Source organism: Caballeronia sp. SEWSISQ10-4 2 (assembly GCF_030464885.1).
GTDB lineage: Bacteria > Pseudomonadota > Gammaproteobacteria > Burkholderiales > Burkholderiaceae > Caballeronia.
This window is the reverse complement of sequence record NZ_JALPRJ010000039.1, coordinates 1-23,762: the sequence shown is the minus strand read 5'-3', so window position 1 is coordinate 23,762 and position 23,762 is coordinate 1. Positions and strand designations below refer to the sequence as shown.

Here is a 23,762-nt window from a genome sequence, read left to right as displayed (position 1 = left end):
AGCGGCTTGGCTACGACATCTTGCGATCTGGCGGACAAACGAAGATCTGACGATCGACACATGCACGACACACATAAACAGACCGACGATGCTGGCGACACGGTGTTGCGAGAGACTGGCGAAAAAAACGAATGTCCGGCCGTTTTAGTACGGGTGTCATTCCGTTGGCTCACGACATAAGCTGCTGCACATCGCGCGACGCGGCCGGTTCTGCTCGGAGCATTTCTCCGAATGCCAGTTAGGCGGCGCGGATGCTGGTTCTACAGCGGCGAACGTCAATTTAATCCAGCCTCGCGAGAAGCGCAAAGCATTTAACACGATGAAGCGCGCACTTGCCCGTACTTCTCCGTATTGTCATACGGGATTAAGGCCTGCCCATGATCCAACGGCGTTGGCGATCATGTACCATCGGCGAAAAATGAAACACGGCGTGGGCAGCGTTTGTAATGGTGAACGTTTCGGCGTAGAAGCGCAGAGTTATTTTTACCGCCGGTACTGAATAAAAGGCTTAACGCGTGGCAACAGGCTTAATGCGTAGAACCCGGGCGTAGAACCCGGCGCGTTTTCACGTATCGTGATTTTGTTTAGTGATTTAGCAGCTATGAGGGTTTTCCCTTTGCAGTTTCCTGTTAAGAAAATCTACCGATTTAATGGGTTTGCGTCAACGCAGGTCCCGCTCCATCGAACCCGACAATGACCCAGCCTCCCGGCGAACAGCCTCCCGCTCCAGACACTCCGAAGAAACCCCGCACCCGGCGCATCGCTCCGTCAATGGCGCGTTTCGTCGCGATTTCGTGGCGTGACCTCGCCGTCTCCTTCGGGCCGATCCTGCTGATCAGCGCGGCTGCGATCTATCTCGCCGTGCGCCTGATCCAGCCCGCGCCGCCCAATACGCTGACGATGTCGGCGGGAACCAGGGGCAGTTCATTCTGGAACAACGCGCAACAGTACAAGAAGATTCTTGCGCGCAACGGCGTGACGCTCAACGTGCAGGAGTCGCAAGGTTCGCTCGACAACCTGCAAAAGCTCGAGAACCCGAATGTGAACGTCGATGTCGGTTTCGTGCAGGGCGGAATGACGGCGCCAGGCGCGGCCGACAAGCATGAAGACCTAATCTCGCTCGGTAGCGTCGCGTACGTGCCGCTGGCGGTGTTTTATCGTGGACCGGCGCTCACCCGGCTCTCGGAAATGAAGGGCAAGCGGCTCGCCATCAGCAGCGAAGGCAGCGGCACGCGCGCGCTCGCGCTGGCTGTGCTGAAGGCGAATGGCATCGAGCCGGGAGGAGACACCGAATTGCTGCCGCTGGGAGGCGACGCCGCGGCCGAGGCGCTGACGAGCGGCAGTATTGACGCGGCGTTTCTCACCGGGGACTCCGCACAGCCGCCGACCATGGGCAAGCTGTTTCGCACGCCCGGCATTCGTTTCTTCGATTTCACCCAGGCCGACGCCTACGCGCGCCGCTTTCCGTATCTGAAAGTGATCGAATTCCCGATGGGCGCCTTCGATCTCGCGAAGAACGTGCCGCCCCATACCATCCGGCTAATCGCGCCGACGGCCGAGCTGATCGCGCGCGACGGGCTGCATCCGGCGCTCTCCGACCTGTTGATCGAAGCGGCGAAGGAGGTCCATGGCCGCGCGAACCTGATGCAGTCGGCCAACGAATTTCCCGCGCCGCTGCAGCATGAGTTTCCCATCAGCGCGGATGCCGAGCGCTATTACAAATCGGGCAAAGGCTTCCTGTACCGGACGCTGCCGTTCTGGATCGCGAGCCTCGCCGATCGCGTGATCGTGCTGCTGGTGCCGATCATCGTGGTGCTGATTCCGGGCTTGCGGCTCGTGCCGAGCCTGTACCGGTGGCGCGTGAAATCACGAATCTACAAGATCTACGGCTCGCTCATCGGTGTTGAACGCGAAGCGATGTCCGATCCCGAGCCGGCCCAGCGCGAGGCGCTCATCGAGCGCGTGGACAACATCGAGAACGCGGTCAATCAGATGAAGATGCCGCTCGCCTATGCCGACCAGTTCTATGTGCTGCGCGAACATATCGGCTTTGTGCGGCAGCGGCTGACCATCGCGCAGGCCGCCGCACTCGATGCTCAGGCAGACAGCGTTCAGCACACCACGTAATATCGAAAGAAGAAACGACGGTAGCCCGAATTACGGATGCCGCGACGAGCAACGCACCAGGGAGATTCGTATGAGCGCCTCGCCTTCCATCGATCCGCATCAGCCGTACTTTTTCTTCGACTTCAATTCTCCCTTTTCGTATCTGCTGCTCGAACAGCATGATAAGTGGCCGAACATGCCGTTCGAAGTGCTGCCCATCGACTATCTGAAGCTCCTGAAGCACTGGGGCCAGCCGATACCGGGCAACATTCCGTCAAAGCGCGTGTTTTTGTACCGATACGCGCTCTTTCGCTCCGAACAGCTGGGCATCCCGTTCAAAATGCCGCCGTCGCATCCCTTCGATTCCAGCAAGGCGCTGCGTCTGGCCGTGGCGGCGGGCGGGGAGATTGGCTGTATCCGCGAGATTTTCCGGTTCATCTGGAAGGAAGGCCGCGATCCGTCGAGCGAACAGGGTTTTGACGATCTCTGCCGGCACGTGGGTCTGCCCGACGGCGCGAAAATGATCGAAAGCGAAGACGTCAAGGCGACGCTGCGGGCAAATGTCGAGCGTGCGATCGAACTCGGCGTGTTCGGCGTGCCGACCTTCGTGGTGAACGAGCAGTTGTTCTGGGGCGAAGACACGCTGCCGATGGTGTTGTACGTCGCCCGTTCGCCGAACTGGCTGGAGGGCAAGGAAGTGCAGCGAATCAGCAACCTACCGAGAACCGTGTCGGAAATGTAAAGCCGCCCGGGCGATCGGGGTGACCGGGGTGCTCGCCCGCGCCGGCTGGCGGCCGGGCTCCTATCCCATGCATAGCCCACACGCTATGGCGCACGGATGCGGCCGGGCTTAACGTAGTGCATCTTCGATCCGGCGTGCACAACGCATCTGCGTCGCGCCGCGAATTGCTATGCAACACCACGCCCAGGGCCCGTCCGAAGGCCTCGCTCAATGACCGATTCAGCCGATTCAGCCGATTCCGCCGACTCCACGGGCTCCGCCACCGATTCTCTCGACATCTGGCTGATCCGCGTGCTGCAAACGCTGCTCACCGAGCGCAGCGTCACGCAAGCCGCGCTGCGCCTCGGCCAGACCCAGCCCGCCATCAGCACTGCGCTGCGGCGGCTGCGCGAGCTGCTGCGCGACCCCATTCTCGTGCGCGGCAAGCAAGGCATGGTGCCCACCGAGTACGGCGCGTCGCTGCTGCCGGCCGTGCAGCGAGCGTTGCGCGAAGTCGAATTCGTCTCCACGCCGCACGGCGCCTTCGATCCCGCTACGTCGCGGCGCACGTTCCGGGTCGCCGCACCCGATTATCTGAACGACTTTTTCATGCCGACGCTGATTCGCGCGTTTCGCGTCGCCGCGCCGAACGCTCGGCTGGAGATCGAGTCGCTGACGCCGACGCTCGACCACGAACGCGCGCTCGATGAAGGCGATCTCGATCTGGTCATCGGCAACTGGGAGAATCCCGAGCCGCGTTTTGCGCGCCGCGATCTCTTCGTCGACAGCTTCGTGTGCCTCATGCGCCGCGGCCATCCGCTTGCCCGCGAACCGCTGACGCCGGCACGCTATGCGCTCGCCGCGCATCTCGCGCCCACCACGTATAGCGGCGCGAAGCGTCATCCCATCGATGTCGGCCTGGCGGGCGCGGGCATCCGGCGGCGTATTGTCGCGACCATTCCGTACTTCGGGCTCGTGCCGCAAGTGCTGCTGCAATCGGACCTGATCTTCACCGCCACGCGGCGCTTCGCGCTGCATTACGCCGAGTTGCTGCCGCTCGTCGTGATGGAGTCGCCGATCGAGTTTCCGCCCATCGAGAGCTACCTGATGTCCTTGCCGGACGTCAGCCGCCCCACCGATCTGGCGTGGCTGCAAACACTGATGGCCGATGTCTCCAGGGAATTGACCGGGCAGCCAGCGGCCGAGAAAAACCGGTAAGAACTTCTCGCCGGACAACCTGACGCGGACAAGCCACATATTCTTCGCCGCACTGCAAAATCCCGCCAACCCTTCCCCGATAAGCCTCGGCGCTATTCTGCATGTCCTGAAAACGTGTCCGGCTGGCCGCAGCTGGCCTCAACCTATGGGAGAATCACGCTTCTTCCGAGATATCAACCCCGCACTAACCCCAATGTCCACCGAAGCCCCGTTGTCCCGACGTGCCGATCTAGCCATCACCGGGCGGATTGTCGCGGTCGTCGCGTTCACGTTCATTTGCTACCTGACCATCGGCATTCCGCTCGCGGTGCTGCCTGGTTTTGTGCATACGGATCTCGCCTACGGATCGGTGATGGCGGGCGTCGCAATCAGCGTCCAGTACTTCGCGACACTTGTCTCGCGGCCGCTCGCCGGGCGTACCGCGGACAGCCTCGGACCGAAACAGACCGTGCTGTATGGCCTCACCGCCTGCGCGATCAGCGGCGTGCTGCTGCTTAGCGCGGCGCTCGCGTCGCAATGGCATTCGGTGAGTCTTGGGCTGCTGATCGTCGGCCGTCTTGTGCTCGGCTTCGGCGAAAGCTGGGTCGGAACCGGCGCGATCACCTGGGGTATCGGCCGGGTCGGACCCAGCAGCAGCGGCCGCGTGATCTCGTGGAATGGCATTGCCACGTATGGCGCGCTCGCGATCGGCGCACCGCTTGGCGTGGCGATGGAACGCTCGCTGGGATTTGCCTCGCTCGGGGCGTTCGTGATTGCGCTCGGCGGCCTTGGGTACTGGCTCGCTACGCGCATGGCGGCGGTTCCGATTGTGCATGGCGAGCGCATGTCCTATCGCAGCGTGTTCTTTCGCGTGCTGCCGCACGGCATGGGCCTGGCGCTCGGATCGGCGGGATTTGGGTCGATCGCCACGTTCATCACGCTTTTCTATGCCGCGCATAACTGGCCCGACGCAGCGCTTTCGCTGACCGTGTTCGGCACGATGTTCGTCGGCTCGCGGCTCTTGTTTGCGAACACCATCAAGGTGTTCGGCGGCTTTCGCGTGGCGATTGTGTCGTTTGCGTTCGAGTGCGTGGGCTTGCTGATGCTCTGGCTTGCCGCCGATCCCGCGTTTGCGCTCGCCGGTGCGGCGCTGACCGGGTTTGGCTTTGCGCTGATCTTCCCGGCGCTTGGCGTGGAAGCGGTCGGGCTCGTGCCGCCGGCCAGCCGCGGCGCGGCGTTGTCGGCGTATTCGGTGTTCCTCGATTTGTCGCTTGGCGTGACGGGGCCGCTCGCCGGCTATGTCGCGGGCGAGTTTGGATTCAGCTCGGTGTATCTGTTCGCGGCGATCGCCTCGGCGGCGGGCGTGGCGCTGACTGTCGCCCTGTACATGCGCACCGGGCGCGGGCTGGGTGGTGCGGCTACGGCTTGAGGCTTTTGCGCCAAGTCGATGCAAAATGCCCGATGAATTCATCGGGCGTTTTGCTTTGTGCGCGCTGATAGATGAGAAACGAGACGAGGAACGGCGAGGCGTTAGCGGGCACTCAGCCCATGCCATAATTTTGCATCGCGTCCCGCGATTGAAATCGTCCCGTTCATAAGCCCGTCGACCATGTCCAATCTGCTCTCCCGCCATTTTCTCAGCATGGCCTATAACAGCGCGTGGTCGAATCATCGCTTGCTGAAGGCTTGCGCATTGCTGAGCCAGCCGGATTTCGCCGCACATCGGACGAGCTTCTTTCCTTCGATCAAAGCAACGCTCAATCACAATCTGACCGTCGACTGGTTTTATATCGATGCGCTCGAACGCGAGCAGCGCAACGAGCCGCCCCATCCCGAGATCATGTCTTTCTTCGATCCGGAAGAACCCTTCGAGACCTGCGCCGAGCTGCAGCGCGAGCAAAGGCTCGCGGATCAGCGGCTCATCGATTACTGCGCTCAGCTCACCGACGACACGCTCGCGCGCCAGGTGACTATTCTGCGTGCGCGCGCAAAACAGCAGGAAACCCGTACGCGGCTGCTCGAACATGTGTTCCAGCATCAGATCCATCATCGTGGGCAAGTGCATGCCATGCTTGCCGGAACACCGGTCGCACCGCCCCAGCTCGACGAATTTTTCTGTGATATCGATGCAGAACTGCGCGCGGCAGACCTCGCCGAAATGGGCCTGAGCGAAGCGGCTGTCCGGGGCTGAACAACGCGCCGCCATATCCCTGCGCGAACGAATCCAAACCCCGCCGCGAACGAATCCAAACCGTCGTCGCGAACGAATCCAAACCGTCGTCGCGCTGCTTGTCTTAGAATCGGCGCTTGGTCCTAACTTCCTGCGCTCTATGAACTCCACATCGGAAGACCGCTGGCGCGACTTGCGCCCGGACCCGGACAGTGACACCCCGCTTTATCTTCAGCTCGCCCGCAAGCTCGGCAACGCGATCCACGACAACCGGTGGGCCGCAGGCGAAGCGCTGCCCTCGGAACGGGTGTTGTCGGAGGCGCTCGGGGTATCGCGGATCACGTCGCGCAAAGCAATCGCGTTGCTCGTCGAACAAGGGCTCATTCGCCGCACACAAGGCGCCGGTTCATTCATCACACCACGCTATGAAGATCCGCTCTCGCGGCTGTCGAGCTTCAGCGAAATGCTGCGTCGACGCGGTTTTACCCCCGGATCGAAGTGGCTCTCCCGCGTGATCGAGCCCGCGAATCGCGATGAAGTGATTCAACTCGGGTTGTCGCCCGCGGCTGCCGTGACACGCTTGCGGCGCCTGCGCACGGCCGATGGCATCGTGATGGCCGTTGAGAACTCGACCTTTCCGGCAGCGCTGATTCCGGACCCGCAAGCGGTCGGTGATTCGCTTTATAGCTTCCTGGAACAGCGCAATCTGTCCATCGTGCGAGCCCTGCAGCATTTCCGCGCAGTGAACGCGAGCGATGAGATCGCGGCGCAAATGGGCATCGCGCCGCACGACGCGCTGCTGCTGATCACGCGTGTGGGTTATACGGCCGACCAGCGCCCGATCGAACTCACCGATACCTATTGCCGCAACGACTACTACGATTTCGTGGCGGAATTGCGCAAGTGAATCGGGCAAGAAGTCACCGCCACACCGGCTGATCCGCCCCGATAGGCACCGGCGGCGAGCCCCAGAACGGCGGCGTAAGCGACATCTGCTCAGGCGGCTGCGTGCAGGTCAGCGAACCGAACGGCGAGTCGATGGTTTGCAGCATGTCGCGCACATCGTCGAGTTGCGGATCGCGCACTTGCTGACCGTCCTCGATCAGACCCATCGATTGCAGCCAGTGCCCCGTGCGCGCCAGCGCGACGCGCACATGCCAGCTTCCGCCTTCTGTGGCGCGGCGTTGCAACGCGATCATCGCGCCGAATGCGGCGAGGTAACCCGTGGCGTGGTCGAGTGCCTGGCAAGGTAAGTGGCGCGGTTGCTTGGTTCCCGCCGCCTGCGCCTCGGTCCACGCGATACCACTCGCCGATTGCACCAGGCTGTCGAAGCCCCGCCGCTGCGACCAGGGACCTTTGTGGCCATAGGCCGATATCGACACATACACGATACCCGGGCTCAGGCGTGCCACTTCTTCGGGGCCGAATCCGCGCGCTGCCAGTGCGCCGGGGCGATAGCCCTGCAGGAATACATCGGCGTCTTTTAACAGCGCGCGCAGTGAGTCGCGGCCGTTTTCCTCGCGAAGATCGAGCGTGGCCGAGCGTTTGCCGCGGCCGTTGTCGATGACCAGCGGCGGAATGTTCGGCAGGTGCGCGCCGTTGATCAAGAGGACATCGGCGCCGTGCTGGGCAAGCGTGCGCCCGGCCACCGGACCGGCGATGATGCGGCTCAGCTCGAGCACGCGCACGTTTGACAAAGGCCGCGGCGTGTCGCCTTGGCCGATCGGTTCCAGCGGGGCATCGTCGAGTTTTACGATTTCCAGCAGCGGCGTTTCCGCGATTGCCTGGGCCTGAGGCAAGAGCGCCCATTGCTGCGGCGTGCGGATCAGCGCAGCGCACAGGCCGGCATCGGCGAGCGCCTCGTCGAGCGTTGCGCCGTTCCAGCTGCGGATGGCCTGGGTGACGCCGGCGTGATCGTTCGCGCAGCCAAGCAGCTTGATCACGCCATCGCGATGATGCTTGAAGTTCGTATGAAGCTGGATCCACCGGCCGTCGCGGGTCTCGTAGAAACCCATCAGCGGATCGCGCAGCTCGGGCGCCTTGTCGGCATCGATGCGCAAATAGCGCTCGCTGCGAAATGCGATCGTGGCGCGCCGGGTGTCGAGATCGACTTGCTGCATCCGGCCGGTGCGATGCCTGAAACACTCGGCCGCCGCCAGCGCCGACGCCCCCACGCTCGCCACCGCTAACGCACTCACCCGATATACCGACGGCAGTTGCCGTTCATCACCGGTCATCGTGAGGTGATTAAGCGCCTCAGGGCTTCCTTGCGCCAGGCGCCAAAGTTCTTCGACAGGTTTCACGGCGATGCTCCTTCTCGATGCTTGTTCGGGCTCTGCTTGAATCAATCGTTATCCGCAGGTTCACCACCGATTGTATGGACCGCCGCCGCTGCGATCAGTTTCCGCCGCCAATATCGACGCGCAAGCCGCCGGCACATCCACGTAAAATCACCCCACTCCTCCCGCCGGCGACCTTCATGCCCGACACAATCCGCTCAAACGTTACACCCACTCCCTCCCCGCAAGCGCTCACGATCATGCTGTGGCTTGTCGCCACCGGCTTCTTCATGCAGACGCTCGATTCGACCATCGTCAACACCGCCCTGCCCGCCATGGCCCGAAGCCTCGGCGAAGCGCCGCTGCGCATGCAAGGCGTTGTGATCGCGTATTCGCTGACCATGGCAACGGTCATCCCGTTCTCCGGATGGCTCGCCGACAAACTCGGCACGCGCCATGTCTTCTTCAGCGCGATCCTGATCTTCACCATCGGCTCGTTGCTTTGCGCGAATGCCCACTCGCTCATGCAGCTCGTGATTTATCGCGTGGTGCAAGGCGTGGGGGGCGCCATGCTGCTGCCTGTCGGGCGCCTCTCGTTGCTGCGCGTGGTGCCCGCCGAGCGTTATCTCAGCGCCATGTCGTTTGTCGCCATTCCGGGGCTGATCGGGCCGCTTATCGGACCGACGCTTGGCGGCTGGATCGTGCAGATCGCCTCGTGGCACTGGATCTTTTTGATCAACGTGCCGGTGGGAGTGATCGGGTGTATTGCCACGCGGCTTTTCATGACCGATAGCCGCAACCCCGCTACCGCTCCCTTCGATCTCGCCGGTTATCTGCTGCTCGCGGTCGGCATGGTCGCGCTCACCATCTCACTGGACGGCCTCGCCGATCTCGGCCTTCAACACGCCATCGTGCTGGTGTTGCTCGTGCTGAGCTTCGGGTGTTTCGTCGCCTACGGGCTGCACGCCGTGCGCGTGCCCCAACCCATCTTTTCGCTCGATCTCTTCAAGATTCATACGTTCAGCGTCGGCTTGCTCGGGAACCTGTTCGCGCGCATCGGCAGCGGCGCGATGCCGTATCTGCTGCCGCTGCTGCTGCAGATCAGTCTCGGTTATTCGGCGTTTGAAGCCGGTCTCATGATGCTGCCCGTGGCCGCCGCGGGGATGGTGTCGAAGCGCATCGTGACGAGCCTGATCATGAAGCGCGGGTATCGAAGGGTACTGATGGTCAACACCGTGCTTGTCGGGCTCACGATGGCAAGTTTCTCGCTGACCAGCGCCGATCAGCCCCTCTGGCTGCGGCTCGTGCAACTGGCATTCTTCGGCGGCGTCAACTCCATCCAGTTCACCGCCATGAACACGCTCACGCTGAAAGACCTCGGAACCGGCGGCGCCAGCAGCGGCAACAGCTTGTTCTCGCTCGTGCAGATGCTCTCGATGAGTCTGGGCGTCACGATCGCCGGCGCGGTACTCGCGACTTTCACCGGCATCCTGCCTCGTGTCACCGAGACGAATTCGCTGCCCGCCTTTCACGCGACTTTCCTCTGTGTCGGCATCATTACGGCTGCATCAGCGTGGATCTTCGCGCAACTCGCGCCTGAGATTCGAGCCGTGAAGAGCACGAAAACCGATCCGTCGGAAGCGCATTGAAGGTTCGCCATTAACGTCCACGTCAGCCCGTGACGAGTCTCAACGCCGTGCGCGCTGCACTACGGAAGTGCACGTGGCGCTGCGGCTTCGTGACGATGAAAGCCGGGCCCGCAGCCCCGCCCCAGTCGGGCGCGGTTCCGGCGGGAATATCTCGAAATACTGACAAATGCGCATATTTCTTGCTCCTCCCGGAGTGGCCCTATCCTGTAAACTAGTTCTTTCCCGATGTTTACTCCCACTCGAGCCGCGTTCGAACGCCTGCCAATATGACCATGAGCATGGTTGATCTCGACCCTCCCCGCTTTCAGCCCCCCCGTCCCGTCGCGGGCGATGACGGCTCGCGGCGCACTGTCCTGTATGGCGAATACACGGTGTTCAGCGTGTTCCAGCCGGTGTTCTCGGTGTCTCACCGTCGCGCAATTGGTTATCACGCCTCGCTGCGCGCGCGCGACGATTCTGGCCGCCAGGTTCCATCGCATGAAGTCTTCACGCAGGCAGCGCGGCGCGGCGATCTGCTCGAACTCGGCCGGCTGGCTGAATCGCTGCATCTGGGCAACTTCTTCTCCTTCGATAGCGACGACGAATGGCTGTTCCTCAGCCTCCATCCAGCCGCATTGATGGACACAAGCTACGGCGACGCCCTGCTGGCATCGCTGAAAAATATCGGTCTGCCGCCGCAGCGCGTGGTGCTCGAAGTGCCCGAGCAAGCCGGCGGCGAGACAACGCGCTTTGCCGAAATCATCGATTCATTGCGCAAGTCGGGCTTTCTCATCGCGCTGGACGGCTTTGGCGTGAAGCATTCGAACATCGACCGTGTGTGGCATCTGCGCCCGGATATCGTGACGCTCGATCGCTGCATCCTGCAACAGGCGAGCGAACATTCGCATATCGAACGGGTGTTGCCGGGGCTCGTTTCGCTGCTGCACGAGTCCGGTCAGCTGGTATTGATGGGCGGCCTGAGCACGGAGCGCGACGCGCTGATCGCGCTCGAATGCAACGTCGATTTCGTGCAGGGCGCGTATTTCGCGGGGCCGAGCGTGGAAGCCGTGAAACCGCAAGCCGCGCAAGGCGTGCTGGACGCGCTGTCCGCGGCATCGCGCGAACGTGTGGCCGCGCGTGAACGCACGCAGTCGGCACGGCTCGCGCCCTATGTCGGCGCACTGGAAACGGCAGCGGCGCGTCTGATCGAAGGCGAGACGCTCGCCGATGCCACCCGCACGCTGTTGCAGCTTCACGAAACGGCGCGCTGCTTTCTGCTCGATGCATCCGGCCGGCAGATCGGCGACAACGTGTTGCCCGTCGTGCGTGCATCGCAGCGCGCCAAGCGTTTCCGTCCGCTGTTGCATTCGGAAGGCGCGAGCTGGGAACGGCGGCCATATTTCATCGAAGCGTTGCGCACGCCGGACCGCGTGCATCTGACCGCGCCGTATCTGTCGATCAACGAGGCGCACTTGTGCGTGACGGCGTCGATAGCCGCGCACACGCCGCGCGGCCTGCAAGTGCTATGCGTCGACATCAACTGGGACGTGACCTCGCAACGGCGCTGAGAGCCGCACTGCTTCAAGCATGCGAGCGCATCAAGGCAGCCTTCACGGTGCGCGCGAGATCGCCGATCTGAAACGGCTTCCTGAGGACCGCGTATCCGTCCACGCGGTCCTTCGATACATCCACCTCCGCGTATCCCGTAGCGAGAATCACAGGCAGTCGCGGGTGCGTGCGTTTCACTTCGGCAATGACCTCCAGCCCGTTCATGCCGGGCATCGCGAAGTCGACCATCAGCAAGTCGGGATTGTCGGCGTCCAGCCGCTCCACCCCGGCGCGGCCGTGCGACGCTTCGGTGACGGTATAACCCAGCATCTTCAGGCAATCGACGAGAAAGGTCCGCACGTCCACGTCGTCTTCGATCACAAGAATGCGCTGGTGCCCGTCCGAGCGCTCTTCGCCCGGCTCCACAACCTTCGCCTCGGGCGCCACGCGTTCGCGTAACGGCAGCCACAACTCGACGGTCGTGCCCTTGCCCGGTTCGCTGTGAATCCGCGCCGTGCCGCCGGCCTGGCGCACAATGCCGTAGACCTGGCTCAAGCCAAGACCCGTGCCCTTGCCGACCGGCTTGGTCGTAAAGAACGGATCGAAGACCCGCGACAGCAACTCCGGCGCGATGCCCGTGCCCGTATCGCTCACGCCGATCACCACGTACTGGCCCGACGGCACGGCTTCGTCCGGTGCAGTACGCTGGCTCACGCGAATGGAGAGCAGACCGCCCTCGGGCATCGCGTCGCGAGCGTTAATGGCAAGGTTCAGCACGGCCAGTTCGAGCTGATTGGCATCGGCGTCGGTCCACGCTTCCTGCACGTCGAAGCGGGTGCCGAAATGAATGCCCGTTCCCAGCGATAACGTCAGCATGTCGCGCATGCCATGCAGCATCGAAATAACGTCGATGGCCTTCAGGTCCAGATTGCTGCTGCGTGAAAACGTTAGTAACTGACCCGTGAGCTTCGCGCCGCGTTCGGTTGCCCGCTTGACGGTCTGGGCCATGGTTTGCACGCGTTCATCGCTGCTCACGCGCGTGATCAGCTCGGCATTGCCCATGATCACGTTCAGCAGATTGTTAAAGTCATGCGCGATACCGCCGGTCAGTTGCCCGAGCGCTTCCATCTTTTGCGCCTGCACGAGCACAGCCTGGACTTTTGCGCGCTCGTGGATCTCCTTCATCAGCCGGTCGTTCGCCGACGCCAGTTCCTGCGTCCGTTCGGCGATGCGGCTTTCCAGCGTGTCGTTCAACCGCTCGACCACCAGCTGGCTCGCGAGGATCTTCTCGTTGACTTCATGACGATCGGTGACATCCAGCGACACGCCGATGATGCGCGTGGTCGTTGTCCCGGCAACGCTGCCGGATGCGCGCATCGGGTGGCCGCGCGACTCCACCCAGCGGGTCGTGCCGTCCGGCCAGATCACGCGATATTCGATCGTCAGGTTCGTGTTGTTATCGATGCAACGCTCCAGCGTCTGCTGGCGCAGCTCGCGGTCATCGGGATGCACCAGCTGCTCGATCTGCGCATAATCCAGCGTCGACCCCTTGTGCCCATAGATCTTGCGAAACGCCTCGGTGGAGCGCAGCTCACGGGTCTCGACATCTAGCTCCCACGATCCCAGGCGGCCCGCCGCAAGCGCCAGATGCAGCCGCTCCTGCGCTTCCACGCGCTCGGCAAGCTGGCGCCGCGCCTCGTACTGCCGCAACCTCGCGCGCAATGCCGACGACGCCGCGCGCCGCAACGTCTCGGCATTCAGCGGCCGCTCCAGCACGACGACATTACCCAGCCGCTCGAGCAGATCGAGCGCGTGTTTCGGGCGTCGTTCAGTGCGTTTTGTCGCGAGCAGGATCAGCGGAAAATCGGACCATGTCGGCTGCTGCTCGAGCCACTGGAAGAGCTGCGGCATATCGTCGTCTAAGAGCGCTTCTTCCGCGATCAGCGCCGTGCCCGCGCCGCCGCGCAACTCGGCGTTCAGCATCGCGGCGTTGAGGCAGGCGAGACAGTTGCGCCCGTCCTTGCTCAGCACTTCACCGACCACGTCCGCGTCGCGGCCGCGCGGGGCGAGGATCAGGACGCGGTTCTCCACGTTTAACCATCCCTTGCGTCGAGGGTTCCCAGCATGGTCGAGCCGCCGCGATACGCCGGCAAGCCGGCGAGAACACCGTCGAAGTCACGCAGCGCTTCGCTTACTTCCAGCCCGCCCTGCGCCAGCCGGAACTGGCGGATAGTGCGCTCGTGCGCGCTGCCGCGGCTCTTGACCGCCGCGAGCGCCGTGAGCACTTCGCCCTGATGTTCGAAGTAGCGGAACAGGATCATCACGTCGCTGAGATAGCTGATGTCGATGTCCGTCTCCACCTCACCCACAATGCCGTGCTGCCCGAGTACGAGCATCGTCACGATGCCGCGCTGGTTGAGATATCCGAGTAGTTCATGCATTTGCAACAGCAGGTAACGCTCGCCCGGCATGGCCTGGAGATAAGCGTTCAGGCTGTCGATAGCCACATAGGTCGCGCCTTCGTCTTCCACTGCCTGACGCACATCGCTCGTAAACTGGCCGGGCGACATTTCGGCGGGATCGATCTGGTGCAAGGTCAGCAAACCGTTGTCGAGATAGATCGAGAGATCCATGCCGAGCGACTTCGAACGCATCATCAGCGTGCCCATCGTTTCATCGAAGAGATAGTAGACGCAGCGCTCACCACGCTTGAGCGCCGCTATCAGGCAACACACCACTGTCGTGGTCTTGCCGACGCCGGACGGTCCGATCAACAGCGCGTTCGTGCCGGGAATCAGGCCTCCGCCGAGCATGGCGTCAAGGCCATGCGCTCCGGTCGACACCGGCTCGCTTGAAAACGTCGCGTGATGTTCGGCGGCAACCAGGCGCGGATAGACATCGATACCGCCCGTCTCCAGCGTGAAATCGTGGAATCCTTCGCGAAACTTGATGCCGCGCATTTTTGCCACGCGCACGCGCCGGCGCGCGCCGCCGTAATCGTGGACCAGCTGGTCGAGGCTGATCACGCCATGCGCGATGCTGTGAAGCTGCAAGTCGCCGGGGTCGGAGGTGTTGTCATCGAGCAGGTACACCGTGCATTCGCGTGTAGCGAAATAGCGCTTCAGCGCAAGGATCTGGCGCCGGTAACGCAACGGGTTCTGCGATAGCAACCGCAGTTCGGACAAGCTGTCCAGTACGATGCGCACGGGCCTGAGCGTCTCGACCTGGCGCATCACGTTTTCGACTGTCTCGCCAAGCTCCACTTCCGCCGGGTGCAGGATGGACTGCTCGTACTCGGGGTCCAGCCCTTCGTCGGAGAGCAACTCGATGATGGACAACGCATCGACATCCCAGCCGTGGGAGTCGGCGACCGCAAGCAGTTCGGAGCGCGTTTCCGACAAGGTGATGTACAAACCCGCTTCGCCCAGCTCCGCGCCTTTCAGTAAAAATTGCAGGGCAAGAGTTGTTTTTCCAGCCCCCGGCGAACCTTCGATGAGGTACACGCGATTGGGCGTCAGGCCGCCGCCGAGGATGTTGTCGAGCCCGGTAACACCCGTGGACATGCGCGGTGCGGGAAGGGATGGTTGGCGTTTAGTGCTCATGGTAGTAATAGCATTCAATAGGCGTAGCGATCTCGCGGAAAGCGCGGCTAAGGTCAGCTCTGATTCCCGAACCGCCGTCGTATTGTTAGGCAAAAGCAAAGAGCAGGCCTGTGCGGCGCAAGCCGCTGCGACCGGCGTCCGTGCGATACGATAGGCCGTTGACCCAGCAGGTAAAAACCGCTTTCCATGAGTTCGAGATCGCTGGATGTAAAACGTTGTTTGCTGCTCGCTGCGCTGCTGGCGTGGATCGGATCGCCTGCATTTGCCATGGACAACATCGAAACCGCGCAGCCATCAACGCTCGTGAGCGATGTCCATACCTTCGTGGTGGCGGAAGACGGCTCGCAGACGGAGGACGATGAAACGACCTTGCGCGCGAACACGCCCGCAGGTGTCGGCGACATTGCGCAGCGTTATATCTGGTTCGATAAATCCACCTCAATCATCGACATAATCGATGCCTACTCGCTCGGCCCCGATGGCATCAAGCACATCGTCGCGCCCGATCAGATTCGCGAGATCCAGGAGCCGCGTTCGGCCGGTGCGCCCACCTTCTCGGACTCACGCCTGAAAGCGGTGGTGTTTCCGGGCGTGGGCGTGGGATCGATCGTGCATCTGCGGTTTCACAAGACTCAGTCGAAGCCGGTTATCGCCGGGCAGTTCGATTATTTTGTCGAGCCCAGCCGTGGCCCGGTGGAAAACCAGCGGCTGATCTTCGACTTGCCCGCCGACAAACCGCTCTACGCCGATGCACGCGGTTATGTGGCCGTGTCGCCGGTGACGCAAGACGGCCGCACGCGCTACGAATTCGACTACAGCCGTACCCATTACGATCGTGTGGAAGCTGGCGCGGTGGGTTATGCGCAGTACGGCGACCGGCTGATGGTGTCGACGTTTCCGGACTACCGCAGCTTTGCCGCGAGCTATCGGGACGGAACCGTCGATCCAAGCGCAAATGATCCGGCCGTGCGCACCCTCGCGCAGTCGCTCACGCGCGACGAGACCGATGCACGCGCGAAAGCGGCCACGCTGTACGACTGGGTCCGGCACAACATCCGCTATGTGTCGCTGTTCCTCGGCCAGAGTCCCGCGATTCCCCACCGGGCGACAGATATCCTCGCCAACCGCTACGGCGACTGCAAGGACTATGTCGCGCTCTACGGGGCGCTGCTTGCGGCGCTCGGCATCGAGAACGAGCCGGCGTTGATCGGCCTTGGAGCGGTCTACACGCTGCCATCGGTGCCCGGCTATGGCGGCAGTGCGATCAATCACGTCATCACGTGGCTGCCGGGCCTGGGCATGTATGCCGACTCGACGGCATTGAGTATCGAGTTCGGCTATCTGCCGCTCGCGGACATGGATCGTCCGACGCTGCTCGTCGGCGACGGCACGCTTGCACGAACGCCCGCCACCGAACCGCGGTCGCGGGCGTCGCGCTTGCAGATCGATGTTGCGCCCGATGGCTCGGCCGCTTTCGCCGATCAAGTGGAAGACGGCGGGTGGAGCGTCGGCCCCGAGCGTGCGAATCTGCAGCACGCAACCGCAGAGCGCCGCAAGCAGATCGCCGATAACCGCCTTCGGGCAACAGGCCTGCGCGGTATCGCGACGCTCACCGCCAGCGATCTGGACGCTACCAGCGGCCCCCTGAGCACCACGATCACCGGAACCCTGGACGATGTCGTCTGGCCAACGGGCACGACCGCCCTGCCCGCGCTCACGAGCTTGTCCGGCGGGATCGCTTCACAGGTTGAAAACCTGCTGTCTGAACGCGTGCGGACCCAACCGTTCATGTGCACCAGCGGCACTTTCGATGAAGTCGCGCAAATCGCGTTGCCAAAAACGATTCGAGTGACCGATGTGCCGGCCGACGCGAGCTTCACGAATGCGTTTTTCGATTATTCATCGCGTTATGTCTTCGATCCCGCCACGAACCTGCTTCAGGCAGAGCGCCACCTGAAGGCAACCTTCGGCAAGCAGGTATGTTCGCCCGCGGACTTTGCCGTCATGCAGCCGGTGTTGAAGCGCATCGAACGGGACGCGCAGGCACAGATCGTCGTCAAGGCGATGGAGCCGTGACGGGCTCCGTTTAATCCACAGCGCGTAAGTTTTCGTAACGTCTACATCCCCCGGCTGTAACCGGAATGTCGGGCGCGGCCGCTAAGCTGCGAATTCGCATTGACGGAGCGCCCCGATGCGCACGGCCAGCCCATGACTCGAGAATCCGGCAACAACCCCGCTGCGCTGAATGATCGAGTGGAGGCGAGCGCCTCACCGGATCCATCGGTTCATCGCACGCTCGCCGATGCCAGCCGCAACGCCGGCGATGAACTCGGCGCGCTGGCCCATCTGATCGCCGCCCACACGCTCGACGCGTACGCCTCGGGCTCACCGGACGCCCGCGTCGCTGGCTTGTGCGACGTCGCCACCGGTTATTTCATGAAGGGCGATCACGAGGCCGCCGCACGCTGGTACGAGCTCGTGCTGACGCTCGATCCGGACGTTGCCGTTGCATGCCAGAACCTGGCCGCGATCCATGCGAGCGAAGGACGCGCAGCACTCGCCGATGTTTATCGCGAACGCGCGTATCGGATCCAGCGGGTTTTTGTTGAGGAAACAGCGGGCTGGACGCGCTCTGTCTTAATCTTGTGCGCGGCCCGAAGCACGGGCAACGTGCCCTTCGAGGCCTTGTTGCCAGGCACGAGAAACCGCCGTATCAAGTATGCGATCGACTACGCCACTGACGACGAAGACACGCAGCTTCCCGCCTTCGATGTCGTCTTCAACGCGATCGGCGATCCGGATATTGCAGCGCCGCTTGGGGCGAGGCTCGCGCGTTTCGAGTCGCGCTGCTCGCGGCCTTTGCTCAACTCGTCCGCCGCCATTGCCAGGACTTCGCGGCATCTGCTGCCCGTCCTGCTTGACGGCCTCGACGATGTGTCGACCGCGCCGTGCGTGCGGTACGAAGCGCCGCCTGCCTCGCTTCACGCGCTACTTACCGATAACGCCGTCACATTTCCGCTGTTGGCCCGGCCCGTCGCCGCCCACGGTGGCGACGGCCTGGTTCTATGCGACAACATGGATACGCTCGAAAGCCGGTTATCGACGCAAGAAGGCGCGCAGTACCTGACGGCGTTTCGCGATTGCCGTTCAGCCGATGGTTTCTACCGCAAGTACCGCGTGATCTATGTGGACCGTGAGCCGTTTCCCTATCATCTGGTGATCTCGCCGCACTGGATCGCGCATTATTTTTCCGCCGATATGGAAAGCCACGCATGGAAACTCGACGAGGAGTTGCGCTTCCTGCAAGACCCACGCACCGCGCTCGGCGAGCGTGCGATGAATGCCGTTACGACTATCGGCCGACGGCTTGATCTGGACTACGGTGGAATCGACTTCACCCTTCTGCCTGACGGTCAGGTCTTCGTGTTCGAAGCGAACGCGACCATGCTGGTGCATTACGAGCGCGGTAACGGCGTGCTGGCTCATAAGAATCAACATGTGCAACATATCGTCGATGCGTTCGAGCGCATGCTGGCGCACCGGACGGCGGGCTGATGAGCAAGACCATGAACTTCTCGGGCGGACCGGGTGCGTTACCGGCGTCGGTGCTGCGAGAAACGAGCCTTGCCATCGATGCGTTGCCCGAGACGGGTCTGTCGGTGCTGGGAATGAGCCATCGATCGGACTGGTTTCGCGGCGTACTCGACGAAGCCGAGCGCAACCTGCGTGTTCTGCTCGATATTCCCGGCAACTACCACGTGCTGTTCATGCAAGGCGGCAGCAGCCTGCAGTTCTCCATGCTGCCGATGAACTTCCTGCGCGCCAGCGGCAAGCATGCCGAATACATTGTGTCGGGTTACTGGAGCGCCAAGGCGCCGGTCGAAGCGCGGCATGAAGGGATAACGAGTGTGGTGTGGGATGGCAGCGCCGAGGGGTATCGCCATTTGCCTGCGCCGAATGAACTGCACCTCGCGCCAGATGCGGCCTACCTGCATTACGTGTCCAACGAGACGGTCGAAGGGCTGGAATTTACGGACATTCCGGGACTGCATGAGGTGCCGCTGGTCTGCGACATGTCATCCAATCTGCTGGCGGCTCCGCTCGACATCAACCGTTACGCGATGATCTATGCGCACGCGCAGAAGAACCTCGGGCCGGCCGGTGTCACCGTGGTAATCCTGCGCGATGAATTCGCTCAACGGGCGACGCATGCGTTGCCGACCCTGCTTGATTATCGGACGCACATTCGATCGCGTTCGCTTTACAACACGCCGCCGGTGTTCGCCATCTATGTATTGATGCTGGTGACACGCTGGCTGCGCGATGAAATAGGCGGCGTCGAAAACATGGCGGCGATCAACCGGGCCAAATCGGAACGGCTGTATCGCGCGCTGGATGCCGAGCCGGATTTCTATCGCGTGCATGGCGAGCGCGCTTGCCGCTCGACCATGAACGTCGCCTTCCGTCTGCCCGATCCAGCCATGGAAGCACAGTTCATCGATGACGCCCGTCGCGAAGGCTTGCATGGCCTGGAAGGACATCGATCGATTGGTGGTCTGCGGGCTTCGCTATACAACGCGGTAACGCCCGAAGCGGTGGCGGTGTTGTCGGACTGGCTGGGGGAGTTTCGTCGGCTGCGGGGTTAAGCGGCGCAGGTTGGATTGCGCGGGTTGCTCACGGCGTTCGCCCTCATCATGCGGCGGCGAACAGCCCCTCGGGAAAGACAGCGAGGGCCCGCTCGGCTAAAGGCCCCTGAACCGGTCGGCGTAGAGGCGGCTCACGCTCAGCTTGTCGGGGTGGCCGCGCAACGCCAGCGTGAGTTTGCCGGTGTCGTCGCGCAACGCGCTGGCAATGGCATCGCAACGTACGATCGTGCTGCGATGAACCTGCCAGAAACACTCCGGATCAAGCTGCAGTTGCAGTTCACGCAGCGAGATCCTGATCAGGTGCTCGCGCTCGACCGTGACCAGCCGCACGTATTTGTCGGCGGCCTCGAAGTACAGCACGTCCGCTATGGGCACCATGGTTATCGTATTGCCGACACTCGCCTGGATCATCCGCAGCGGGCTTGCGACCGGCGGTCTGCCTTGCGGCCTTGCGGCATCGACATGCAAGAGCTCGCGCAACGTATGAATGGCAGCTTCCCACGATGGCTCCGCCGCCTGCGATTGCGCCCTCTGCCGTAACGCGGCTTGCAGACGCGCGCAGGTTTTTTCAAGCCGGTCGGGCTGCACGGGTTTCAGCACATAGTCGACCGCCGCGTGCTCGAATGCGTGCAGTGCGTATTGATCGTAGGCGGTCACAAACACCAGCAACGGGAACGGTTTGGCAAGCTCCGGCCAGTCTTCGGCCAGCGCCTGCGCGACCTCGAGGCCCGTCATGCCGGGCATGCGAATGTCGAGGAAAAGCACGTCGGGTTGCAGTGCCAGGGCTTGCTCGACTGCGGTCTCACCATCGGCCACACTCGCGACGCAATGCAGCTCTGGCCATAACCGGGTCAACTGGGCCTGCAGGTCCGCGGCCAGCAAAGCTTCGTCTTCGGCAATCAGTACGGTGGCTTTCATGATCGGCACAGAATGTTCGGCGGTCGCAATTAACTCAGCGGTCGCAATTAACTCAGCGGTCGCAATTAACTCAGCGGACGGAATCAACTCAGCGGACGGAATCAAGATACAGGAAGGCGCACGATAGCGAGGGTACCGCCCTCGTCGTCGCTTGCGGCAATGAGTTCAAGCGACGCGGTTTTACCGTACAGCGCAGCAAGCCGTTCACGAACCTGCTGGATGCCAAAGCGGCTGCCACCGGGCGGCAAACCACCAAGACCCGCACCGCCACCGCCAATCCCCGCCCCCGTATCGCGCACGCTGAGCACGAGCGTGCCGCCTTCACGCTGCGCACTCACCCTGATCCAGCCGCCGGCAACCGTGGGTTCGAGTCCATGCTTGATGGCATTTTCGACCAGGGGTTGCAGCAGCAGCGGCGGCACGGACAACCCGCCAAGGTCGTCGGGCAAATCGAGCCGCCGGCTCAAGCGGTTTCCCATCCGGGTCTGCATCAACTCGAGATAATCGCCGATACGCGCAAACTCCGCCGACAGCGAATGTGATCCCAATCCCGAGCGAGAGGCGTCAAGCGTTGCGCGCAGAAACGCAATCAGCCGGTCGAGCATGGCCTGGGCACGCGGCGGGTCTTGCGCGATCAGCACCCGCAGATTGGCCAGCGTGTTGAACAGCATGTGCGGTTCGAGCTGCGACTCCAGCAGCTTGAGCTGACTCTCCGCGGCGCTTCGCAGCGCGGCCTCGGTGCGCGTTTCCATCGCAGCCATGCGGCCTCGGGCATAAAAGAAATACGTGATGCCCAGCGACAATACGAACACACCGGTCATGCTCAGCAATATCGCCCGGGGGTTGTCAGTCAGCGTGGCCGGTGCGCGCGGCACCCCCGTCAGCGCATCGCCGAGCATGTGCCCGGCGGCGTAACCCACTACGCCCGACACAACGATCCAGGGGGCCATCAGCCCCCAGCCGGGCCAGTTGCGCTGCGCGTCGAAGTTATCGGGGGAACGCTTGCGAATCCGGTAGGCGAGGCCATAGCGGCCCACCTCGATCAAACCCTGGATGAACAGCGTGCTGCAAAGCGAATAGATCAGGTTGCTCGCGAACGAATCGCGATACATCGCGTAGTAGAACAAGGTGCTCGCCGCCGATACCGGGACAAATATCCGCAGTTCGAGCCATAGCCGGTTCAGGATGTCATGAGCGTGACGCATGCAGTCGACGTGGGTGGTATGCAGTGATTCTGGCGCGGCTGGAGCCGTCCGGTTGTTCGGCTGCTTATTCGGCGGCCCGCGTCCGCGCGCGCAAGTCGGCGGTCGTATTGCCTTCGCCGTGTGGCGCCCAGCCGGGAGGCTTGAACAGGTATCCGAGGATCGCGGACACGCTGCGTGCGCCCGCCAGATCACGCAGCAGATCGACCCATTGCGCGGATTCTACGCGTAGCGGGTTGTAGCTGGTGATCGGATGCACGAGGCCGTAGCGGCAAGGCAGATCGCCGCACTCCCTGACATAGGTGCCAAAGAGCCGGTCGAAGATGATCAGCACACCGCCGTAATTCGCATCCAGATACTCGATATTCGCAGCATGATGCACGCGGTGCGACGACGGCGTGTTGAGAATCCCTTCGAGCCAGCCGAGGCGCGGAATCCAGGTCGCATGAAGCCAGAACTGATACAGGAGATTCAGCGACAGGACGGCGTACACAATACCCGGATCGAAGCCGAGCCAGACCATGGGCACGAAGAACAGCATAGTGCCGGTGAGCTTGCCGAACACACCAATGCGAAACGCGGCCGAGAGATTCAGCTCGTTCGGCGAGTGATGCACCGCGTGATTGACCCAAAACCAGCGCATCTCGTGCGCTGCCCGGTGATACCAGTAGTAACAAAACTCCTGCCCCACGAACAACACGAGCAACGCGATCCAGCCGGAGGGCTGGAGGGTCATCAGGCGATAGTGGTGTGCAAGCTGCAGAAACGGCGTGGCGATGGAGAGCGGGAATCCAATGCCGATCGCGATACGCGCAATCATGTCGATCACCGAGACACCAAAAGCCTTCCAGTCGTAGCGCTGACGACGCGACAGAACTGCTGCCTCGATCAGCGCAAACGCCGCCACCGCGGGCGGCGCAATGAACAGCATGAATTTGTCGAGCGAGATCATGGTCGCATGTTCGTGGATTGTGCGAAGAAGCTGGCGTAGGGAATATCGTGCGCTTAAGCCGCTCAATAAGCCATGCTGGACGGCTCGGCTTGGCGGGCGACGCGCCACATCGCGAGGCCGCGTGCGAGGAAGATGCCGCTGAAAGCGCCATACGCAAAACTCACCGATACCGCGAACAGCCCGTCGACTCTCAGATCGGGATGCATCGCCAGCATGACGTTGGCGCCGAATTTGATGATGAACAGGCCAAGGATCAGCACGAGCGGAAGCCAGCTTCCGGGCACGAGCAGACGCTGCTCGGCGGCAAGCCAGCGGGCCTTGCTGCCAATGCCGACAGCATGGAATATCGCAAGCGCCGCGAGCATCGCCGCTGCCCACGCGACCAGCGCGATGGACTCCTGGGTGAAGATGGACACGACGCCATAAAAGGAGAGTGCAGCCATCCCGATGGGCATCGCCGTGGCGGCGCGCAGCGTCCTTTGCCGTGGTTGCGTTTGCGAGACGCCGAGGGAAACCAAGGCTGCGAGCAGCCACCAGACCCAGTGCGGTGTGTGCTGAACAATGCCAATGAGCATGATGATCGTCCTTATCCGTAGGGAGGAGATTTCGATGATGCTCATGGTCGGCGTCAGCCTCACGCGTCGCGAGCGGTTTGCGACGGGACGACACATTGCGCCGCGAAACGCGCTTGGTGCGGCGCGAGTGGTCGGTGTGCAGACAGCTCGACGTCCTCGCGGCCCTAAAGGACCGGGATTCCTTCTGCAAGACGGCCACGTCCGGCCGCAGCATGGGT

At 62.5% G+C, this 23,762-nt stretch carries 19 protein-coding genes; 12 read left to right on the top strand and 7 right to left on the bottom strand.

Translation table 11 applies throughout. The features are described 5' to 3' along the window. Positions 1–771: 771 nt before the first annotated feature. From M0D69_RS24915 to M0D69_RS24890, 6 genes are all read left to right on the top strand, one after another. Positions 772–2,127, top strand: a complete 1,356-nt coding sequence (locus M0D69_RS24915) for a TAXI family TRAP transporter solute-binding subunit (RefSeq protein ID WP_301784581.1) — start codon at positions 772–774, stop codon at positions 2,125–2,127. Positions 2,128–2,197: 70 nt separating this feature from the next. After that, on the top strand, positions 2,198–2,848 hold the full coding sequence (locus M0D69_RS24910) for a 2-hydroxychromene-2-carboxylate isomerase (RefSeq protein ID WP_301784532.1): 651 nt from the start codon (positions 2,198–2,200) through the stop codon (positions 2,846–2,848). 210 nt (positions 2,849–3,058) lie between these two features. Then, positions 3,059–4,045: a LysR family transcriptional regulator gene (locus M0D69_RS24905; protein WP_301784531.1), complete on the top strand. Its 987-nt coding sequence runs from the start codon at positions 3,059–3,061 to the stop codon at positions 4,043–4,045. Between the two features lie 193 nt (positions 4,046–4,238). Further along, positions 4,239–5,453 (top strand): MFS transporter, encoded by a 1,215-nt coding sequence (locus M0D69_RS24900; protein WP_301784530.1) that lies wholly within the window; start codon positions 4,239–4,241, stop codon positions 5,451–5,453. A 180-nt stretch (positions 5,454–5,633) separates the two neighbouring features. Continuing rightward, positions 5,634–6,215 (top strand): DinB family protein, encoded by a 582-nt coding sequence (locus M0D69_RS24895; RefSeq protein WP_301784529.1) that lies wholly within the window; start codon positions 5,634–5,636, stop codon positions 6,213–6,215. A gap of 139 nt (positions 6,216–6,354) precedes the next feature. Beyond that, a complete protein-coding gene (locus M0D69_RS24890) occupies positions 6,355–7,101 on the top strand; it encodes a GntR family transcriptional regulator (RefSeq protein WP_047845087.1) in 747 nt (248 codons plus the stop codon). 13 nt (positions 7,102–7,114) lie between these two features. Here the strand turns inward: M0D69_RS24890 and M0D69_RS24885 are convergent, their stop codons facing one another. Next, positions 7,115–8,497: a CoA transferase gene (locus M0D69_RS24885; protein WP_301784528.1), complete on the bottom strand. Its 1,383-nt coding sequence runs from the start codon at positions 8,495–8,497 to the stop codon at positions 7,115–7,117. Between the two features lie 176 nt (positions 8,498–8,673). On the opposite strand from M0D69_RS24885, the gene mdtD reads away from it, so the two are divergent. Beyond that, positions 8,674–10,122: a multidrug transporter subunit MdtD gene (mdtD, locus tag M0D69_RS24880; RefSeq protein ID WP_301784527.1), complete on the top strand. Its 1,449-nt coding sequence runs from the start codon at positions 8,674–8,676 to the stop codon at positions 10,120–10,122. A 272-nt stretch (positions 10,123–10,394) separates the two neighbouring features. After that, positions 10,395–11,669, top strand: a complete 1,275-nt coding sequence (locus M0D69_RS24875) for an EAL domain-containing protein (protein ID WP_301784526.1) — start codon at positions 10,395–10,397, stop codon at positions 11,667–11,669. Positions 11,670–11,682: 13 nt separating this feature from the next. Here M0D69_RS24875 and M0D69_RS24870 read toward each other — a convergent pair whose 3' ends face one another. Together M0D69_RS24870 and M0D69_RS24865 are read right to left on the bottom strand one after the other, a co-directional pair. After that, positions 11,683–13,740 carry a PAS domain-containing hybrid sensor histidine kinase/response regulator gene (locus M0D69_RS24870; protein WP_301784525.1) on the bottom strand — a complete coding sequence of 686 codons (2,058 nt, stop codon included), beginning with the start codon at positions 13,738–13,740 and terminating at the stop codon, positions 11,683–11,685. A gap of 2 nt (positions 13,741–13,742) precedes the next feature. Continuing rightward, on the bottom strand, positions 13,743–15,251 hold the full coding sequence (locus tag M0D69_RS24865; RefSeq protein ID WP_301784524.1) for an ATPase domain-containing protein: 1,509 nt from the start codon (positions 15,249–15,251) through the stop codon (positions 13,743–13,745). 267 nt (positions 15,252–15,518) lie between these two features. Here M0D69_RS24865 and M0D69_RS24860 point away from each other — a divergent pair, with 267 nt between their 5' ends. The 3 genes from M0D69_RS24860 to serC all read left to right on the top strand — a co-directional run bounded on the left by M0D69_RS24860 (position 15,519) and on the right by serC (position 19,897). Continuing rightward, positions 15,519–17,327 (top strand): DUF3857 and transglutaminase domain-containing protein, encoded by a 1,809-nt coding sequence (locus tag M0D69_RS24860; protein WP_301784580.1) that lies wholly within the window; start codon positions 15,519–15,521, stop codon positions 17,325–17,327. A gap of 132 nt (positions 17,328–17,459) precedes the next feature. Further along, a complete protein-coding gene (locus M0D69_RS24855) occupies positions 17,460–18,806 on the top strand; it encodes a hypothetical protein (protein WP_301784523.1) in 1,347 nt (448 codons plus the stop codon). Then, positions 18,806–19,897 carry a 3-phosphoserine/phosphohydroxythreonine transaminase gene (gene serC, locus M0D69_RS24850; protein ID WP_301784522.1) on the top strand — a complete coding sequence of 364 codons (1,092 nt, stop codon included), beginning with the start codon at positions 18,806–18,808 and terminating at the stop codon, positions 19,895–19,897. Before M0D69_RS24855 ends, serC begins: the two co-directional genes overlap by 1 nt. Positions 19,898–19,993: 96 nt before the next feature. Here serC and M0D69_RS24845 read toward each other — a convergent pair whose 3' ends face one another. The 4 genes from M0D69_RS24845 to M0D69_RS24830 form a co-directional block, all read right to left on the bottom strand. Then, positions 19,994–20,815 (bottom strand): LytTR family DNA-binding domain-containing protein, encoded by an 822-nt coding sequence (locus M0D69_RS24845; protein WP_301784521.1) that lies wholly within the window; start codon positions 20,813–20,815, stop codon positions 19,994–19,996. A gap of 101 nt (positions 20,816–20,916) precedes the next feature. Next, complete coding sequence (locus M0D69_RS24840; RefSeq protein ID WP_301784520.1) at positions 20,917–22,020, bottom strand: sensor histidine kinase; 1,104 nt, start codon at positions 22,018–22,020, stop codon at positions 20,917–20,919. 64 nt (positions 22,021–22,084) lie between these two features. Then, the gene (locus M0D69_RS24835; RefSeq protein ID WP_301784519.1) at positions 22,085–22,969 is read right to left on the bottom strand and encodes a sterol desaturase family protein; all 885 of its coding nucleotides are present in this window, start codon (positions 22,967–22,969) and stop codon (positions 22,085–22,087) included. A 62-nt stretch (positions 22,970–23,031) separates the two neighbouring features. Next, a complete protein-coding gene (locus tag M0D69_RS24830) occupies positions 23,032–23,544 on the bottom strand; it encodes a DUF6622 family protein (RefSeq protein ID WP_301784518.1) in 513 nt (170 codons plus the stop codon). Between the two features lie 34 nt (positions 23,545–23,578). Here M0D69_RS24830 and M0D69_RS24825 point away from each other — a divergent pair. Then, positions 23,579–23,762 (top strand): hypothetical protein (locus tag M0D69_RS24825; RefSeq protein ID WP_301784517.1); only part of this gene is annotated, 184 nt, incomplete at its 3' end.

Bases quoted from the DNA above. Each gene is read 5' to 3' on its own strand.
- M0D69_RS24895 (WP_301784529.1), top strand. From the start codon at position 5,634: ATGTCCAATCTGCTCTCCCGCCATTTTCTCAGCATGGCCTATAACAGC.
- M0D69_RS24845 (WP_301784521.1), bottom strand. From the start codon at position 20,815: ATGAAAGCCACCGTACTGATTGCCGAAGACGAAGCTTTGCTGGCCGCG.
- M0D69_RS24855 (WP_301784523.1), top strand. From the start codon at position 17,460: ATGACTCGAGAATCCGGCAACAACCCCGCTGCGCTGAATGATCGAGTG.
- M0D69_RS24900 (WP_301784530.1), top strand. From the start codon at position 4,239: ATGTCCACCGAAGCCCCGTTGTCCCGACGTGCCGATCTAGCCATCACC.
- M0D69_RS24875 (WP_301784526.1), top strand. From the start codon at position 10,395: ATGAGCATGGTTGATCTCGACCCTCCCCGCTTTCAGCCCCCCCGTCCC.
- M0D69_RS24860 (WP_301784580.1), top strand. From the start codon at position 15,519: ATGGACAACATCGAAACCGCGCAGCCATCAACGCTCGTGAGCGATGTC.
- M0D69_RS24890 (WP_047845087.1), top strand. From the start codon at position 6,355: ATGAACTCCACATCGGAAGACCGCTGGCGCGACTTGCGCCCGGACCCG.
- M0D69_RS24840 (WP_301784520.1), bottom strand. From the start codon at position 22,020: ATGCGTCACGCTCATGACATCCTGAACCGGCTATGGCTCGAACTGCGG.
- mdtD (WP_301784527.1), top strand. From the start codon at position 8,674: ATGCCCGACACAATCCGCTCAAACGTTACACCCACTCCCTCCCCGCAA.
- M0D69_RS24905 (WP_301784531.1), top strand. From the start codon at position 3,059: ATGACCGATTCAGCCGATTCAGCCGATTCCGCCGACTCCACGGGCTCC.
- serC (WP_301784522.1), top strand. From the start codon at position 18,806: ATGAGCAAGACCATGAACTTCTCGGGCGGACCGGGTGCGTTACCGGCG.
- M0D69_RS24865 (WP_301784524.1), bottom strand. From the start codon at position 15,251: ATGAGCACTAAACGCCAACCATCCCTTCCCGCACCGCGCATGTCCACG.
- M0D69_RS24835 (WP_301784519.1), bottom strand. From the start codon at position 22,969: ATGATCTCGCTCGACAAATTCATGCTGTTCATTGCGCCGCCCGCGGTG.
- M0D69_RS24830 (WP_301784518.1), bottom strand. From the start codon at position 23,544: ATGCTCATTGGCATTGTTCAGCACACACCGCACTGGGTCTGGTGGCTG.
- M0D69_RS24915 (WP_301784581.1), top strand. From the start codon at position 772: ATGGCGCGTTTCGTCGCGATTTCGTGGCGTGACCTCGCCGTCTCCTTC.
- M0D69_RS24910 (WP_301784532.1), top strand. From the start codon at position 2,198: ATGAGCGCCTCGCCTTCCATCGATCCGCATCAGCCGTACTTTTTCTTC.